At 70.9% G+C, this 14964-nt stretch carries 12 protein-coding genes and 3 pseudogenes; 6 read left to right on the plus strand and 9 right to left on the minus strand.

All coding sequences use genetic code 11. The annotated features are described in order from the left end of the window. Positions 1-24 precede the first annotated feature (24 nt). The gene (locus tag ACNFOC_RS16910) at positions 25-1275 is read right to left on the minus strand and encodes a molybdopterin-dependent oxidoreductase (protein ID WP_416959935.1); all 1251 of its coding nucleotides are present in this window, start codon (positions 1273-1275) and stop codon (positions 25-27) included. Between the two features lie 173 nt (positions 1276-1448). Between ACNFOC_RS16910 and ACNFOC_RS16915 the strand changes: the two genes are divergently transcribed. Next, on the plus strand, positions 1449-2807 hold the full coding sequence (locus tag ACNFOC_RS16915; protein WP_416959946.1) for a hypothetical protein: 1359 nt from the start codon (positions 1449-1451) through the stop codon (positions 2805-2807). A 747-nt stretch (positions 2808-3554) separates the two neighbouring features. Here the strand turns inward: ACNFOC_RS16915 and ACNFOC_RS16920 are convergent. From ACNFOC_RS16920 to ACNFOC_RS16955, 8 genes and pseudogenes are all read right to left on the minus strand, one after another. Then, the gene (locus ACNFOC_RS16920; protein WP_416959936.1) at positions 3555-4493 is read right to left on the minus strand and encodes a sigma-70 family RNA polymerase sigma factor; all 939 of its coding nucleotides are present in this window, start codon (positions 4491-4493) and stop codon (positions 3555-3557) included. A gap of 10 nt (positions 4494-4503) precedes the next feature. After that, positions 4504-5694 carry an NAD(P)/FAD-dependent oxidoreductase gene (locus tag ACNFOC_RS16925; protein ID WP_416959937.1) on the minus strand — a complete coding sequence of 397 codons (1191 nt, stop codon included), beginning with the start codon at positions 5692-5694 and terminating at the stop codon, positions 4504-4506. A gap of 211 nt (positions 5695-5905) precedes the next feature. Then, positions 5906-6354 (minus strand): annotated as a pseudogene (locus tag ACNFOC_RS16930) (helix-turn-helix domain-containing protein); the annotation flags it as partial. A gap of 43 nt (positions 6355-6397) precedes the next feature. Beyond that, positions 6398-7624 (minus strand): cation:proton antiporter, encoded by a 1227-nt coding sequence (locus ACNFOC_RS16935; RefSeq protein WP_416959938.1) that lies wholly within the window; start codon positions 7622-7624, stop codon positions 6398-6400. Between the two features lie 5 nt (positions 7625-7629). Beyond that, entirely contained in the window at positions 7630-8115 is a 486-nt protein-coding gene (locus ACNFOC_RS16940; RefSeq protein WP_328685276.1) for a cation:proton antiporter regulatory subunit, read from the minus strand. Between the two features lie 60 nt (positions 8116-8175). Further along, a complete protein-coding gene (locus ACNFOC_RS16945; RefSeq protein ID WP_416959939.1) occupies positions 8176-9474 on the minus strand; it encodes an ArsB/NhaD family transporter in 1299 nt (432 codons plus the stop codon). Then, positions 9471-9908, minus strand: coding sequence for a hypothetical protein (locus ACNFOC_RS16950; RefSeq protein WP_416959940.1), 438 nt, complete (start codon positions 9906-9908; stop codon positions 9471-9473). The genes ACNFOC_RS16945 and ACNFOC_RS16950 overlap by 4 nt, the downstream gene beginning before the upstream one ends. 383 nt (positions 9909-10291) lie before the next feature. Then, a complete protein-coding gene (locus ACNFOC_RS16955; RefSeq protein WP_416959941.1) occupies positions 10292-10753 on the minus strand; it encodes a CBS domain-containing protein in 462 nt (153 codons plus the stop codon). Between the two features lie 284 nt (positions 10754-11037). On the opposite strand from ACNFOC_RS16955, the gene ACNFOC_RS16960 reads away from it, so the two are divergent. The 5 genes and pseudogenes from ACNFOC_RS16960 to ACNFOC_RS16980 all read left to right on the plus strand — a co-directional run. Beyond that, a complete protein-coding gene (locus ACNFOC_RS16960) occupies positions 11038-11946 on the plus strand; it encodes an alpha/beta fold hydrolase (protein ID WP_416959942.1) in 909 nt (302 codons plus the stop codon). A gap of 128 nt (positions 11947-12074) precedes the next feature. Then, positions 12075-12468: pseudogene (locus ACNFOC_RS16965) on the plus strand (PucR family transcriptional regulator); the annotation flags it as partial. A gap of 285 nt (positions 12469-12753) precedes the next feature. After that, positions 12754-13746 (plus strand): dihydroxyacetone kinase subunit DhaK, encoded by a 993-nt coding sequence (gene dhaK / locus ACNFOC_RS16970; protein ID WP_416959943.1) that lies wholly within the window; start codon positions 12754-12756, stop codon positions 13744-13746. A 46-nt stretch (positions 13747-13792) separates the two neighbouring features. Further along, positions 13793-14401: a dihydroxyacetone kinase subunit DhaL gene (gene dhaL / locus ACNFOC_RS16975; RefSeq protein WP_416959944.1), complete on the plus strand. Its 609-nt coding sequence runs from the start codon at positions 13793-13795 to the stop codon at positions 14399-14401. Positions 14402-14456: 55 nt separating this feature from the next. Further along, positions 14457-14861 (plus strand): annotated as a pseudogene (locus ACNFOC_RS16980) (PTS-dependent dihydroxyacetone kinase phosphotransferase subunit DhaM); the annotation flags it as partial. Positions 14862-14964: the final 103 nt, after the last annotated feature.

The following is a 14964-nucleotide window of genomic DNA, read 5'->3' on the forward strand; positions in this document are numbered from 1 at the left end:
CAGGCCGCCTGAACGGAACGCGCATCACAGGTCTCCGAACGTCATACGGGCCACCCATTTGGTGTTGAGCACGCCGGGCGCCGCGGGGACGATGACGCGTGCCGGGTAGCCGTGGTCGGGGGTGAGGTCCTCGCCGTTGACGAACAGGGCGAGCAGGGACCGCGGATCGCGGACCTGGTTGTCACGCAGGGCCGACCGACGGAACGCTCCGTGCCGCTGGAGCGACTCCACCAGGACGTCGGGCGCCGCGGTCGCCTCGTAGCCGACGAGCGCCGCCAGATCCCGCAGCCGTACGCCCCGCCACCACTGGTCGGAAGTCGACCAGCCTTCCACGCACGCGATGGGCAACGCGGCGCTGTGCAGCGGGAGTTGAAGCAACTCGGCCCGCCCCAGCCGGACCGTCCGGCCGTTGCCCTCGACCACCAGCCGCCACGCCTCCTCGGACGTCTCCCGCGCGTCGATCCCGACCGCCGCCGCCGTCTTGTTGATCTGGAAGGCGCCGGGCCCGGAACCCGGTTCGGGCCCGCCGTGCGGTGCGAGGACCGCCGTCTCCCGCAATGGTCCGTCGAAGCTGCGGCCCGCCGTCGTGCCGAGCAGGAGCAGCGATCCGCCGCCCACCACACCGAGGGCGCCACGGCGCGAGACGGTGGGTTCGGCGGGGTTCGGGGACACCAACTCCCCTTCCTCGACAGGGGTTTCGACAGGGGTTTCGTCTCGGAGGTGGCGCAGGTTGCGCAGGGCCAGGGGCATCTTCAGGACGGCGTGCGCGACGAAGGCGGCGAAGAAGACCCAGGCGCCGTAGAAGTGCAGGGGGTAGAAGGAGCCGGGGAAGATGTAGTCGAGCTGGACGTTGAGCACGCCCGTGATGAACTCGAACAGGCCGCCGCCCACGAGGAGAAGCAGCGAGAGCCGTTCCAGCGCGTGGGCGAGGGAGCGGGCCGGCGGCAGGGCGAACAGTTTCGGCACGACCGACCACAGCTTCGCCAGCAGCACGGGGATCAGCACGATGCCGAGGGTGACGTGCACGCCCTGGGTGAGGCGGTACAGCCAGGACGGGTGCGTCGGCCAGGAGAAGAGATAGAAGCCGAGCAGGCCCTTGTCCGGGGTCTGGTCGTTCACCGGCGACAGGTCCGGGTTGTAGGCGGCGTACGACACCAGACCCGTCACGAACAGCACGGTGATCCCGACGAGCAGCACGACGCCCAGCACGGAGGTGAACCAGGGCCCGCGCAACGGGCTGCGCCAGAAGGCGGGTGAGGAGGGGGAGCGTGGCATGACCCGACCGTAGGCCGAGGACACCTCCCGAACGGGTTCGCAAACCATGACGAAACCCTGACGTCCACTCCGGCGGCGGCTCCAGCGGGCACACCCCGGCCTAGCGTGTCGGTGTGAACCGCGATCTTCTCCGCGACCGTCCCCGTACCCGCCCCGACGACCGCCCCCATGACATGCCGGGCGACCGCCGACGTGACCTCGTCCGCGACCTGGCAGCGGCCCTCGCCGCCGCCCTGCTCGTCCTGGTGGCCGTCCTGGTCGGCACCGCCGTCCAGCGCCGCGACCATTCGCTCTTCGTCGCCTGGCCACCCGTCTTCGCCCAGTGGAAACCGCACGTCGGCCCCGGCACCCCGGCGGCGCTCGCCGTCGCGGTCGCCGTCGTCGCCTACGGTCCCGGCCTCGCCGCCCGACTGCCCTGGCGGGCGCTGCTGTTCACCGCCTGGGGCACCGCCATGGCCTGGACGTTCTCCCTGGCCCTGGTCGACGGCTGGCAGCGCGGCATCGCCAGTCGGCTGACGACCACGAACGAATACCTGACGGTCATCGGCCGCTTCCACGACATCCCCGCCACCCTGCGCGACTTCACCCACCACATCCTCAGCCACTCCCCCGCCCCGTGGCCCGCGCACATCGCCGGGCATCCCCCGGCGGCCACCGTCACCTTCGTCCTCCTCGACCGGATCGGACTGGGCGGCGGGGCCTGGGCGGGCGTCTGGTGCATCACCGTCGGGGCGACGGCGGGCGCGGCGGTCCTCGTCACCGTGCGCGTGCTCGCCGGTGAGCAACTCGCCCGCCGTGCCGCGCCGTTCATGGTCCTGGCCCCGGCCGCCGTGTGGATGGGCACCTCGGCGGACGGCTACTTCGCGGCGGTCGCCGCCTGGTCCGTCGCCTTCCTCGCCCTCGCGGTCACCGGACACCGGCCACGCACGGCCGGCCTCGCCGCCGGTCTCCTCTTCGGCCTCACCGCGTATCTCTCCTACGGGCTGACGCTGTTCGCGGTCATCGCGGGCGCCGCGCTGCTGCTCGGCCACCGCCGGCTCACCCCGCTCCCGTATGTCGTCGCCGGACTCACCGTCGTACCACTGGTGTTCACGCTTCTCGGCTTCAACTGGTGGGAGGCGTACCACCTGTTGATCACCCGCTACTACGAAGGCGTCGGCGGGACCCGGCCGTACAGCTACTGGGTATGGGCGAACCTGGCCTGCACCGCGCTGCTCGTCGGCCCGGCGACAGCGGCGGGGCTGCGACGCGCGGGCGCCGCTTCCGCACGTCCCGAACTCCCGGACCTCCGGGGCGGTTTCCGTACCACCGCACCCCAACCCCGCCTCGTCCTCCTCGTGTTCGCCGCACTGCTCGCCCTCCTCGTCGCCGACCTCTCCGGCATGAGCAAGGCGGAGACGGAGCGCATCTGGCTGCCGTTCGCGATGTGGCTGCTCCCCGCCTGCGCGTTTCTCTCCCGGCCCCGCGCCTGGCTCGCCGCGCAGGCCGTCCTGGCCCTGCTCCTCAACCACCTGCTGCTGACGGGCTGGTGACAGTGAACCGGGCAAGCTCGGGAGGTTGCGGAGGAGGCTTGTCGCGCTTCATCGCGGCATCCTCGTCACCGATGACAGCCAGATGCCCCACATTGACGCCACCTCGACACCGGATCCGGCGGGGGGCTCACAGGCGAACCGCTTCCGGGACACCTTCCGCGTGAAACGGCTGTGCACCGTGGTGCTCCTGACTTGCCGAAGAGTGTGGTGTCACGCGGTGCAGCGCTCGATTCACGCGGGAACGCCTGCGGTGGGTGGCGGCGTCATGGATCGCTGGTCGCGCCGTCGCGTCGGGCGGCTGGTGTCGTGCGGCGATGCCGCTGAGCCGGCCGGCCCGCCGACCCTGACGCGGCCGCGGCCAGTCACCGGCTTCGGAGATGGTGAACCGCTGGTAGGGGTGGGTGAGGAAGAAGTCGAACCATGCCGCTGCCGAGGGCGGCGACGAGCGGAGCGGGTAGGGCAACCGCCAGTGCGACCCGTTCACGCCGAGGCATCCGCATGCTCCACCACCTCACGAGAGCGTCGGGCAGCTCCTTGTCCAAGAGACCGCCCACACAGGGATCGACGCGGTACGGCGTCGGGCGATGCCGGCATCCCGCTGCCGACATCGCCCGACCACCGGGAAGGCTGCGGTCTTGATGCATTCCTGACGGCGCAGATACCAGGTGGCCTCGTAAGTGACGGTCCGGATCCGTGACGATTCGTAGTTGGCTACTCCGGTGGCTCCCGTGGCTCCGGTAGCTCCGGTCACCATGCGTTGATGACCGGTACGTCGGGTTCGTGCTGCCGCCAGGCCTCGCTGAGGCGCGCGAGCCGGTCCGCGGCGGCGATGCCGCGCAGGGACGCGACCTTACCGTCGCTGACTTCGAACGCCACGGCGCCCACGACGCGGTCGTCGACCACGGCGAGGACGGCCGGGGAGCCGTTGACCAGGGCGATATGCATCGCGAGCGAGCCGCCGGCCAGCCGCCGCTTCGCCGGCGTGGGCCTGAAGCCGGCCCGCACGTAGGAGGCGACCCGCTCTCGCGTCTCGTACCGCAACAGCCGCTTGCTCAGTCCGTAGCCGTCCGAGACCGCCGTCACGTCCTCGGTGAGCAGCGCCACCAGCCGGTCGGTGCGTCCCGACATGGCGGCGGCGAGAAACTCCTCGACCACCCGGCGCGCGGACGCGGGATCGGCCTCCGCGCCGCGGCGGCGCTCGGCCGCGACCCGGATCCGGGCCCGGTGGACATGCTGCTGACTCGCGGACTCGGTGATGTCGAGGATCCCGGCGATCTCGGCGTGGCTGTAGGAGAAGGCCTCACGCAGGACGTAGACGGCCCGCTCGACCGGCGAGAGGCGCTCCAAGAGGGTCAGTACGGCGAGGGACACCGATTCGCGCTGCTCGAAGGTGTCGGCCGGGCCGAGCATGGGGTCGCCAGCGAGAAGCGGCTCGGGCAACCAGGCACCGGCCGCTCGCTCGTGGCGCGCCTGCGCCGAGCGGAGCCGGTCGAGGCAGAGATGGGTGACGACCTTGGTCAGCCACGCTTCCGGCACCTCGACCCGTTCGCGGTCCGCGGCCTGCCAGCGCAGGAACGTGTCCTGTACGGCGTCCTCGGCGTCGGCGGCCGAGCCGAGCAGACGGTACGCGAGCGAGGCCAGCCGGCCCCGGCTGGCCTCGAACCGATCGATGGCTGCGCTGTCCATGCGTAGCAGCCTATGCAACGGCCCTCACACCAGCCCGGTCAGGCACCGTGGCCAGGCGGCGCTTGCGCTTCGGCATGCCGAAGGTCGGGTGGTCGATGCCCCACCCGGATCCCTTGAGTACGCTCGACTTGAGCCGCGCGGCCGCCTTGCCGCCCAGGTACCAGGACTTCGACCGGACGTCCCCGTCCACCATCTGGAAGATCGCGTCCCGCCGCCCGAGGCTGATGTGGTTGCCGTAGTACTTCAGCCCGGTGGTCGGGACCTCGCTGCCCGTCAGGCGCGCGATGATCGCGGCGGTCGCCTGCATGTTGGTGAAGCCGGCCGAGGCGCAGGACATCGGCAGCGGCCGGCCGTTCTCACCGATCGCGTAGGCGCAGTCACCGGCGGCGTAGACGTCCGGGTGGGAGACCGAGCGCATGGTGCGGTCGACGACGATCTGGCCGGTCCCGGCGACCTCCAGGCCGCTGGCGGCCGCGATGGGGTGCACGGCGAACCCGGCCGACCACACGGTCACGTCGGCCGGGATGGACGTACCGTCGGCGGCGATCGCCCGGGTCGGCTCGACGGCTTCGATGCCGGTGTGCTCGTGGACGGTGATGCCGAGCCGGTCGAAGGCACGGCGCAGGTGACGGCGGGCCTTCGGCGAGAGCCAGGCGCCCAGCTCCCCGCGGGCGGCGAGCGCGACCGAGAGATCGGGCCGGGACTCGGCGAACTCGGTGGCGGTCTCGATGCCGGTCAACCCCTCACCGACGACCAGCACGGCGCCGCCCTCACCCAGACCGGCCAGGCGCTCGCGCAGGCGCAGTGCCGAGGACCGGCCGGTCACGTCGAAGGCGTACTCGGCCACGCCGGGGACGCCATGGTGGGCCACGGAGCTGCCGAGCGCGTAGAGAAGCGTGTCGTACGCGAGCTCGCCATCACCGTCCTCGCCGGTCACGGCAACGATCCTGCGCCCGGGGTCGACGCCGGTGACGCGCGCCAGGCGCAGCATCACCCCGGTGCCCTCGAACACGTCGGCGAGCTTGCGGAACGCGAGGTCCTGGCCGATCGCGAGCTGGTGGAGCCGCATCCGCTCGACGAAGTCGGGCACGGCGTTGACGACGGTGATCTCGATATCCGAGGGGGAGAGCCGGCGGGCCAGGTTCCCGGCGGCGAAGGCCCCGGCATATCCGGCACCGAGTACGACGATGCGGTGCTTCATGGCGTTGCTCCTGTCTCGTGAGCGTGCCCTTCGAACGAGATGGCGCCCCGATTGCTGACAGGATCCGGGTGTGACGTGGGTCACCGAACTAGGACGAGCGACCGGGCCTCCGACAGGCGCTTGGGCCTGTCTCAGGCAGTCGAAGCGGGAGGCGATACGGCCGACTGCCGGTCGGCGTCACATCGCGCGTGCTTGCTGACCTGGCCAGGTGTTCAGCCCGGCCGCGTTCGCCGCGGTGCGGGATGACCGGGCCGGTGCCCCGATAACCGCCGTCCGCGATGACCGTGGTGCGACCGACGGTGACGACAAGCCGGGTGTCGGCATCGATCACGACCTGGTGGCTGGTCGAGTACCGGTAGTTCTTCGACCCCTGCGTTGCCGGAGGGCGAGCGCAGGCCCGAGGTGGACGATGACGCGGTCGGACGCGGACTTGGACACCCCGAACAGTGGCGCCAGTTGGCGCATGGTCAGGTCGGTCCGCTAGTACGCGGCGACCAGCAGCACGCGGCCCTCAAGTGGCAGGCGCCACGGCGGGCCTTTGCGCACCGGATCCGCACCCTCGCGCCGCAAGGCGGTGATCTGCTTGCCGAACCGACGCGGGCCCAGCCCGGTGAACGGGGCTGTCCAGGACGGCTCCGACGCCGTGATCACACCAGACATCGCAAGACCATCTCACCCGTGACCAGCAATTACGGGACAGCACTCAGGCCACCTCGTACGGCTCCTCCGCCGTGGTCTCCGGGATTTCTCCCGTGTGCGGGGCGGCCTTGTCCCGCCGCCCGGTCAGGCGGGTGGCCAGGGGCTCGGTGTAGCGGGCGGTGAGCGGGCCGACGATGACCAGGATCAGTACGTAGGCCGTGGCCAGGGGGCCGAGGGAGGGTTCGATGCCGGCCGCGACGGCGAGTCCGGCGATGACGATCGAGAACTCGCCCCGGGCGACCAGCGTGCCGCCCGCCCGCCAGCGGCCCTTCGCCGAGATCCCGGCGCGCCGGGCCGCCCAGTACCCCGTGGCGATCTTCGTGCCGGCGGTGACGACCGCCAGGGCCAGTGCGGGCAGCAGGACCGGCGGGATGCTCGCCGGGTCGGTGTGCAGGCCGAAGAAGACGAAGAACACCGCGGCGAACAGGTCCCGTAGCGGGGAGAGCAGGTTGTGCGCGCCCTCCGCGGCCTCTCCGGACAGGGCGATGCCGACCAGGAACGCGCCCACGGCGGCGGAGACCTGGAGCTGTTGGGCGAGGCCGGCGACGAGCAGGGTCAGGCCCAGGACGACCAGCAGCAGCTTCTCGGGGTCGTCGCTGGAGACGAAGCGGGAGATGTGGCGGCCGTAGCGGACCGCGACGAGGAGCACGAGGGCGGCGGCGCCGAGTGCGACGGCCAGGGTGAGGCTGCCCGCCGCGAGGCCCGTACCGGCCAGCAGTGCGGTGATGATCGGCAGGTAGACGGCCATGGAGAGGTCTTCCAGGACCAGGATGCTGAGGATGACGGGGGTCTCGCGGTTGCCGAGGCGGCCCAGGTCGCCGAGGACCTTGGCGATGACGCCGGAGGACGAGATCCAGGTGACCCCGGCCAGCACCACCGCGGCGACCGGTCCCCAGCCGAGCAGCAGCGCCATGGCCGCGCCGGGCAGGGCGTTGAGAGCGGCGTCGACGAGACCGGCGGTGTACTGGGTCTTGAGGTTGGAGACGAGATCGCTGGCCGAGTACTCCAGGCCGAGCATCAACAGCAGCAGGACGACACCGATCTCGGCGCCGATGGCGACGAACTCCTCGCTCGTGCCCAGCGGCAGCAGCCCACCCTCGCCGAAGGCCAGCCCGGCCAGCAGATAGAGCGGTATCGGGGAGAACCGGAAGCGCGCGGCGAACCGGCCCAGCAGTCCCAGGGCCAGGATGATCGCGCCGAACTCGATCAGGAACCTTGCGGATGAATGCATCGGGGTCACTCCCGCCCAAGTATCGCCGCGGCCGACTCGACGCCCTCGCGCGTGCCGATCACGATCAGGGTGTCCCCGCCGGCCAGCCGGAAGTCCGGCGTGGGAGACGGGACGGCCTCGGCCCGGCGCAGCACGGCCACGATCGAGACGCCGGTCTCGGTACGCATCCGGGTCTCGCCCAGCACCCGGCCGTTCCAGTACGAGAGCGCCGACAGCTGCACGCGTTCGGCGACCAGCCCCAGTTCGGTCGTGGACAGCAGATTCGGGCTGTGGTGCGAGGGCAGCAGGGCGTCGATGAGCGCCGTCGTCTCCCCCGCGGTCAGCCGTACCGACAGGGCGCAGGCGTCCGGATCGTCCGTGCGGTACGCGTTCAGCGTCCGCTCTCCGTCCCGGTGCGCGACCACCGACACACGGCGCCGCTCACGTGTCGTCAGGTCGTAGCGGACACCGATCCCTGGCAACGGCGTACTGCTCACGCGTGGGGTACCCATGGCTGTCTCCCTGTCCTCTGTCTCTGTCATCTCTGTCCGATGTCGGTGCGATGGCCCTGTTCAGGCCAGTGCGAAGTAGCGCAGCCACACGTAGCCGAGCGAGATGGCCACGGTGACGGCGGTGACGATCAGGCCGTACTTGGTGAACTGCCAGAAGGTGATGGGCTGTCGGTTGCGTTCGGCGATGCCGAGGACGACGACGTTCGCGGAAGCGCCGATGGCGGTGGCGTTGCCGCCGAGGTCCGCGCCGAGGGCGAGGGCCCACCACATGACGTGGTCACCGGCGCCGCCCATGTTGTGGACCAGGTCGCTGGTGATAGGCGCCATGGTGGCGACGTACGGGATGTTGTCCACGACCCCGGACAGGACCGCGGAAGCACCCAGCATCGTCAAGGACCCGCCGAGTTCGTTCGTGCCGATCGCGTTCGCGAGCGCCTTGGAGACCTCGTCGATCACACCGGTGTCGATCAGGCCGCCGATCATGATGAACAGGCCCGCGAAGAAGGCGAGCGTGGGCCACTCGACCTCGGCGAGTACCTCGCTCGTCTCGGCCGTGGAGACGGCGACGAGCAGCCCGGCGCCCAGCAGTGCGACGATGCTCGGCTCGTAGTGCAGTACCGGGTGCAGGACGAAGCCCGCCACCACCAGGGCCAGCACGACCAGACCCTGGACCAGCAGCCGCGGGTCCTTGATGGCCTCGCGCTCCTCCAGGGCCATGATCTCGGCGGCGCGGTCCTCGTCGTACACGAACGTCTTGCGGAACATGACCCGGCACAGCACGACCAGGACGACGACGAGCAGGGCGGACAGCGGGGCGAGATGGACCAGGAAGTCGTTGAAGGTGATCCCGGCCCGGCTGGCGATGATGATGTTGGGCGGGTCGCCGACCAGGGTCGCGGTGCCGCCGATGTTCGAGGCGAAGACCTCCGCGATCAGGAACGGGGCCGCGGGCAGGGCGAGGCGTTCGCAGACCAGCAGCGTCACCGGGGCGATCAGCAGCACCGTGGTCACGTTGTCGAGCAGGGCGGAGGCGAGGGCCGTGATGACGACGAGCATGGCCATCACCCGGAAGGGCTGGGCCCGGGCCCTCTTCACGGACCAGATGGCCAGGTACTCGAACATGCCGGTCTTCTTCAGCACGCCGACGATCATCATCATGCCCATGAGCAGGAAGATGACGTTCCAGTCGATGCCGGAGTCCTCGGAGTAGAACGCCGAGACGTCGTCGGTCGCCCCGATCGCGAGCATCAGGCCCGCGCCGCCCAGGGCTACGGCGACGCGGTGGATCTTCTCGCTGATGATCAGGGCGTACGCACCGACGAACACGACGATCGCCGCCCAGCTGTGCCAGTCGTTCACGATCCTCCGCGGGGTTCTGGGACGGGTTCGGCGGTTGAGCCGGTGATGTGATGTGCGGCGGCGTGCCAGGTGTCCGCACCGTCCGGGCGGGAGTCCCCGCGGGCCGCGACGCGCGCGAGGCCGTCGAGGGCGCAGGCACGGGCGCGAGCGCGGGCAGCCAGGACGTCCGTGGAACGGTGGGTGACGATCGGAAAGGCGACGTGGACCGCGATCCGCGCGAACGTCTCTTCGGCCTGCGGAACACGAGTGCCGAGCCGCGACAGCGGCGACGCCGGCGGCGGCACGCCCAGGCCCGGCGCACACGCGGGGTTCTTCAAGGCGGCGAGCGGCTTGGGCAGAAAGACCTGCGTGCCGTCGGTGACCAGAAGTCCGCCGACGAGGAACAAGAAGGAGGCGGAGAGCAGCGCGGCCCCGAACACCATCACGAGCACCATGGCCTACGCCCCCGATCGGAAGAGAGAGTGATCCCCTACTCGCCGACCAGGCTTCCCGGCACACCGCTGGGAACCATACAGGCCCTTGACGCTTCTTTAACAGCTCTTGGTGAGCATGGTCGGGGCGGGGATTCTGCCGGGTTCCGGCAACAAGGGACCGTCGCTTCTCCCTGATCGGGGAACCTGGCTAACTGCCAGCCCGGCCGGCGGCCTCGCGAACGGCGGCCCAGGACGCCCATGCCGCGCCCGGGACGCCGGTGTGAGGCTGCGGCAGACCCTCCGGGCACCGCCCCCCCCGTGCCCTGGAGGTCGACCAACTCGGCCTGCCCCGCGCCCTGGACATCCACGAGGGCGACGGCCCGGACAACGCCTGACGCCGCCGGTCAGGCCGTGGCGGCGAGCAACCGTTCCAGCAGATGCGAGGCCGTGATCACACCGAGGAGCCGGCCACCGGCCGCGTCCTTCTCCACGACCGCCACCAGGGGGCTGCGTACTCGCGCCATCTGCGCCGCCACCTCCAGCGCGGTGTCGTCCGGCGCGGCGACCGGCGGCGCGGGCACGGTCTTCGACAGGCAGTCGCGCACCTTGCGGCCCTTGAGCGCCTGGCACAACCGGTCGGCGTGATGTTCGTCGACCACGGCGGCGAGCGTCGGGTCCTCGACCACGTACACCGGCACCAGGATCTTGACCATCTGCGAGGCGGGCAGGATCGCCTTCGGCGCGCCCTGCTCGTCCACCACCAGCAGGGCCGGCAGCCGGTGTTCGGCCATCAGACGCGCGGCGTCCATCGCATCGCTGTCGAGGCCGACCGTCTCGTACTCCACCGCCAAGTCACGCGCCCGCACGCCCGGCTCCCGTCTCGCTCTCGAAGTCCCGACGGTCACCGTCATACGGATGATGCGGACGCACTGCCAGGACGGCTCTTCGCACGATACAACCGGCCTGCCCAACGGCCTACGAGGCGGAGATCCGGTCGGCCGGGGGGCACCGGCCGCCGACCGTGGCACGATGCGAAGGTGACCCGGCCCCGGGCAGGAAACGGCTGCTTCGACGACGGTGCCCGGCCCGGATCCCCCAGGACCTGCTCGTCCTCGGCCGTACACGCCCCCAGGCGGGGCAAGGAGTCCCCGTGAGGGACGCCCGACGTCACAGCCTGGACGAACACCCCACCGAGGTGGCCGAGTTGGCCGCCGGGCGCGTCGAGTACCGATTCGACCGGCGCGGCCCGGCCACCGTCATGGTCTTCTACGGCGGGCACATGCGCGCGGGACTCTCGCTGGGCGAGGAGGTGTTCACCGAAACCGAGTGTTCGGTACTTGTGCCATCCCGCCCGGGGTACGGCCGTACTCCGGTCTCGACCGGGGGAACGGCCGGCGGATTCGCCGATGTCACCGCCGCGCTCTGCGCCCACCTGGGGATCACCGAAGTCGCCGCGGTGGTCGGCGTATCGGGCGGTGGACCCACCGCGGTAGCGATGGCGGCACGCCATCCTGCCCTGGTCCAAAGACTGATCCTCCAGAGCGCCGTCGGACCGCTGCCCTGGCCCGACCGCCGCACCCGCCTCGGCGCCCAGATCGTTTTCGCACCGCACACGGAGCGCGTTTCCTGGACGCTCGTTCACTCCCTCATGCGGTACGCGCCCGACGCAGGCCTACGGATGCTGCTGCGCGACCTCACCCTCCTGCCCGTACGGGACGTGGTGGCGGCCCTTCGGCCGGAGGACCGGGAGAGGCTGCTCGCACTGTTCTCGCGGATGCGGTCGGGGCGAGGGTTCACACGTGACCTCAAGGAACTTGCGACGACCGGAGACTCGGTGGGTCATACGGGCCGGGTCTCCCAGCCCGCCCTCGTGATCGCCACCCGCCAGGACGCGGCGGTGCGCTTCGTGCACGCCCGGGCACTCGCCGCCGCCCTCCCGCACGCCGAGCTGCTCGAAAGCCACGCCGACAGCCACCTCATCTGGTTCGGCCAGGACTGGCCGCTGATCTCCGAACGGATCCACGCCTTTCTCGCGGAGGATCCGTCGAGGACCTCCTAGCGTTGGGGGACGATCTCCGCCCGGGCCGCAGAGGGGTGAGGCTCGCCTCGAATCCTGACGCGGGCGCCCGTCGGCCCTGCTGCCGGTTCCCGGCAGAGTTCACGAAGGTCTGGATGCCGGTCGTCGCCAAGTCCCGACGCGCCCTGGGTGACCAGGCCGCCGACGCCGGCCACGGACTGCGCACCCACGTCAACGCGCATCTCGCCGCCACCCGCACAACCTGGCCCGACACCCCCGGCTCCGCCGCCAGCACCCTGGCCGCGATGCAGCGGGGCGTCGCGACGCCTCCGCCGAGGGCTACGAACGCGCGCAGCGTCTCGCCGTACGCCAGGAAGAAGCCGCCCGGCGGGAGTCCCGGGAGTTCATCACGGCCTTCTCTACGGCCGCAGCGACCTGGGCCGGCTCGCGGAACGCGCCGAACCCTTCGGCCAGCGCCTCACCCACACGCACGCCGTCGCCGTCTCACAGGGCCCGACACCGTGCGACGAGGGCACCCCGGCGCCCCGCCAGTTGGAGCGCAGCCCCAGGCGACCTGGCACGGACGTGCTCGTCCAGGCCCGTGACCTTCACTGCTGCAAGGTCGATACTTGTCGCAAGGGCACCCCAGCCACCCCCGCCCGACCAACTCCAGAGACCTGACGACCCGTCACCAAAGTCGGCATTAGGTCGGCATCGGCCCCGCTAGGAGCCGCTCCTGACCGCCATGGAGTTCCATGGAACTCCAAGATCGATGACCCGCGCAACCCTTCTCTGGCCAGAAAAGACGCAGGTCAGAGGCACATTTGCTAGCCTTGCCAGGAGGTACCGATGAAGATGTTGATCAACGTCGCGGAGACCGTGGTCACGGATGCGCTGCGAGGCATGGCCGCCGCCCACCCCGAGTTGACCGTGGACGTCGAGAACCGGGTGATCGTGCGGCGGGACGCTCCCGTGGCCGGGCAGGTGGGGCTTGTTTCCGGTGGGGGGTCGGGGCACGAGCCGTTGCACGGGGGGTTCGTCGGGCCGGGGATGTTGTCCGCGGCCTGTCCTGGTGAGGTGTTCACGTCGCCGGTGCCCGATCAGATGGTGCGGGCCGCCGCCGCTGTGGACAGTGGAGCCGGGGTCTTGTTCATCGTGAAGAACTACACGGGGGACGTCCTCAACTTCGACATGGCCGCCGAGCTCGCCGAGGACGAGGGCATCCAGACCGCCAAAGTGCTGGTCAATGACGATGTGGCCGTCACCGACAGTCTCTACACCGCGGGGCGGCGCGGCACCGGTGCGACGCTGTTCGTCGAGAAGATCGCCGGGGCCGCCGCGGCCGAGGGGCAGCCGTTGGACCGGGTGGCGGCGATCGCCCGGCAGGTCAATGAGAACTCGCGCAGTTTCGGTGTCGCGCTCAGCGCCTGCACCACCCCCGCCAAGGGCAGCCCCACCTTCGATCTGCCGCCGGGCGAGCTGGAGTTGGGCGTCGGTATCCATGGCGAGCCGGGCCGCGAGCGGCGGGCGATGATGACCTCCGGCGAGATCGCCGACTTCTCCGTCCACGCGATCCTCGAGGACATGTCGCCGCGCAATCCGGTCCTGGTCCTGGTGAACGGCATGGGCGCGACCCCCCTCCTGGAGCTCTACGGCTTCAACGCCGAGGTACACCGCGTGCTCGCCGAGCGCGGCGTCGCCGTCGCCCGCACACTGGTCGGCAACTACGTCACGTCCCTCGACATGGCCGGCGCCTCCGTCACCCTGTGCCAGATCGACGAGGAACTGCTGCGGCTGTGGGACGCGCCGGTGAAGACGCCGGGGCTGCGCTGGGGCGTGTGACCCTGCGCCGCATCCGGTCAACTCACCCACCACGCAAGGAGATCCCGTGCTCGACGCCGACTTCTTCCGCCGTTGGATGACGGCGACCGCCGCCTCCGTCGCCCGCGAGGCGGAACGGCTCACCGACCTCGACTCCCCCATCGGCGACGCCGACCACGGCGCGAACCTGCAACGCGGGTTCACCGCCGTGACGACCACCCTGGAAAAGGAGGCGCCGGACACCCCGGGCGCCGTCCTCGTGCTCACCGGACGCACGCTCATCTCGACGGTCGGCGGCGCGTCGGGCCCGCTCTACGGCACGCTGCTGCGCCGTACCGGCAAGGCACTCGGGGATGCCGCCGAGGTGAGCGAGGAGGAGTTCGCCCTCGCGTTGCGCACCGGAGTCGACGCGGTCATGACCCTCGGCGGTGCCGCGCCCGGTGACAAGACCATGATCGACGCTCTCGTCCCGGCGGTCGACGCGCTCCCGAACGGTTTCGCCGCGGCACTCGCCGCCGCCGAGGAGGGCGCCCTGGCCACCACACCCTTGCAGGCCCGCAAGGGCCGGGCGAGCTACCTCGGTGAGCGGAGCATCGGGCACCAGGACCCGGGCGCCACCTCATCTTCGTTGCTGATCGCCGCGCTCCAGGAAGCCGCGGAGGCGACCGGTGAGTGAGATGAGCGACGGGAGCGATGTGAGTGAGGCGAGTGAGGCGAGTGACGTGAGTGACGTGAGTGACGACAAGCTCGTGGGGATCGTGCTGGTGTCGCACAGCGCTCAAGTCGCCGCCTCCGTGGCCGACTTGGCGCGCGGACTGTCCGGCTCGGGCTCCGCCGTACCGCTCGCTACCGCCGGCGGTACCGAGGGCGGCGGGCTCGGCACCAGTTCCGAACTCATCGCCGCGGCGGCCGCGTCCGTCGACCGCGGCGCCGGAGTCGCCGTCCTCACCGATCTGGGCAGTGCCGTACTCACCGTGAAAGCCCTGCTCGCCGAAGGCGACGAACTCCCGGCCGGCACCCGCCTGGTGGACGCCCCGTTCGTCGAGGGAGCGGTGGCCGCGGTCGTCACGGCGTCGACAGGAGCGGACCTGGACGCGGTGGAGGCGGCGGCTGGGTCACCGCACTCGACGCGGGAACGGTGCCCTTCGACTTCCGCCTCGAAAGCCGTGAGCGGAGTCAATGACGATCGGCGCCGACGGGCGGGGAGACCAGCACCATCCGCCTGGGCACGCTCATGAG

It is taken from the genome of Streptomyces colwelliae, from assembly GCF_048158785.1.
Classification (GTDB): Bacteria; Actinomycetota; Actinomycetes; order Streptomycetales; family Streptomycetaceae; genus Streptomyces.

Bases quoted from the DNA above. Each gene is read 5' to 3' on its own strand.
- ACNFOC_RS16910 (WP_416959935.1), bottom strand. From the start codon at position 1,275: ATGCCACGCTCCCCCTCCTCACCCGCCTTCTGGCGCAGCCCGTTGCGC.
- ACNFOC_RS16915 (WP_416959946.1), top strand. From the start codon at position 1,449: ATGCCGGGCGACCGCCGACGTGACCTCGTCCGCGACCTGGCAGCGGCC.
- ACNFOC_RS16920 (WP_416959936.1), bottom strand. From the start codon at position 4,493: ATGGACAGCGCAGCCATCGATCGGTTCGAGGCCAGCCGGGGCCGGCTG.
- ACNFOC_RS16925 (WP_416959937.1), bottom strand. From the start codon at position 5,694: ATGAAGCACCGCATCGTCGTACTCGGTGCCGGATATGCCGGGGCCTTC.
- ACNFOC_RS16935 (WP_416959938.1), bottom strand. From the start codon at position 7,624: ATGCATTCATCCGCAAGGTTCCTGATCGAGTTCGGCGCGATCATCCTG.
- ACNFOC_RS16940 (WP_328685276.1), bottom strand. From the start codon at position 8,115: ATGGGTACCCCACGCGTGAGCAGTACGCCGTTGCCAGGGATCGGTGTC.
- ACNFOC_RS16950 (WP_416959940.1), bottom strand. From the start codon at position 9,908: ATGGTGCTCGTGATGGTGTTCGGGGCCGCGCTGCTCTCCGCCTCCTTC.
- dhaK (WP_416959943.1), top strand. From the start codon at position 12,754: ATGAAGATGTTGATCAACGTCGCGGAGACCGTGGTCACGGATGCGCTG.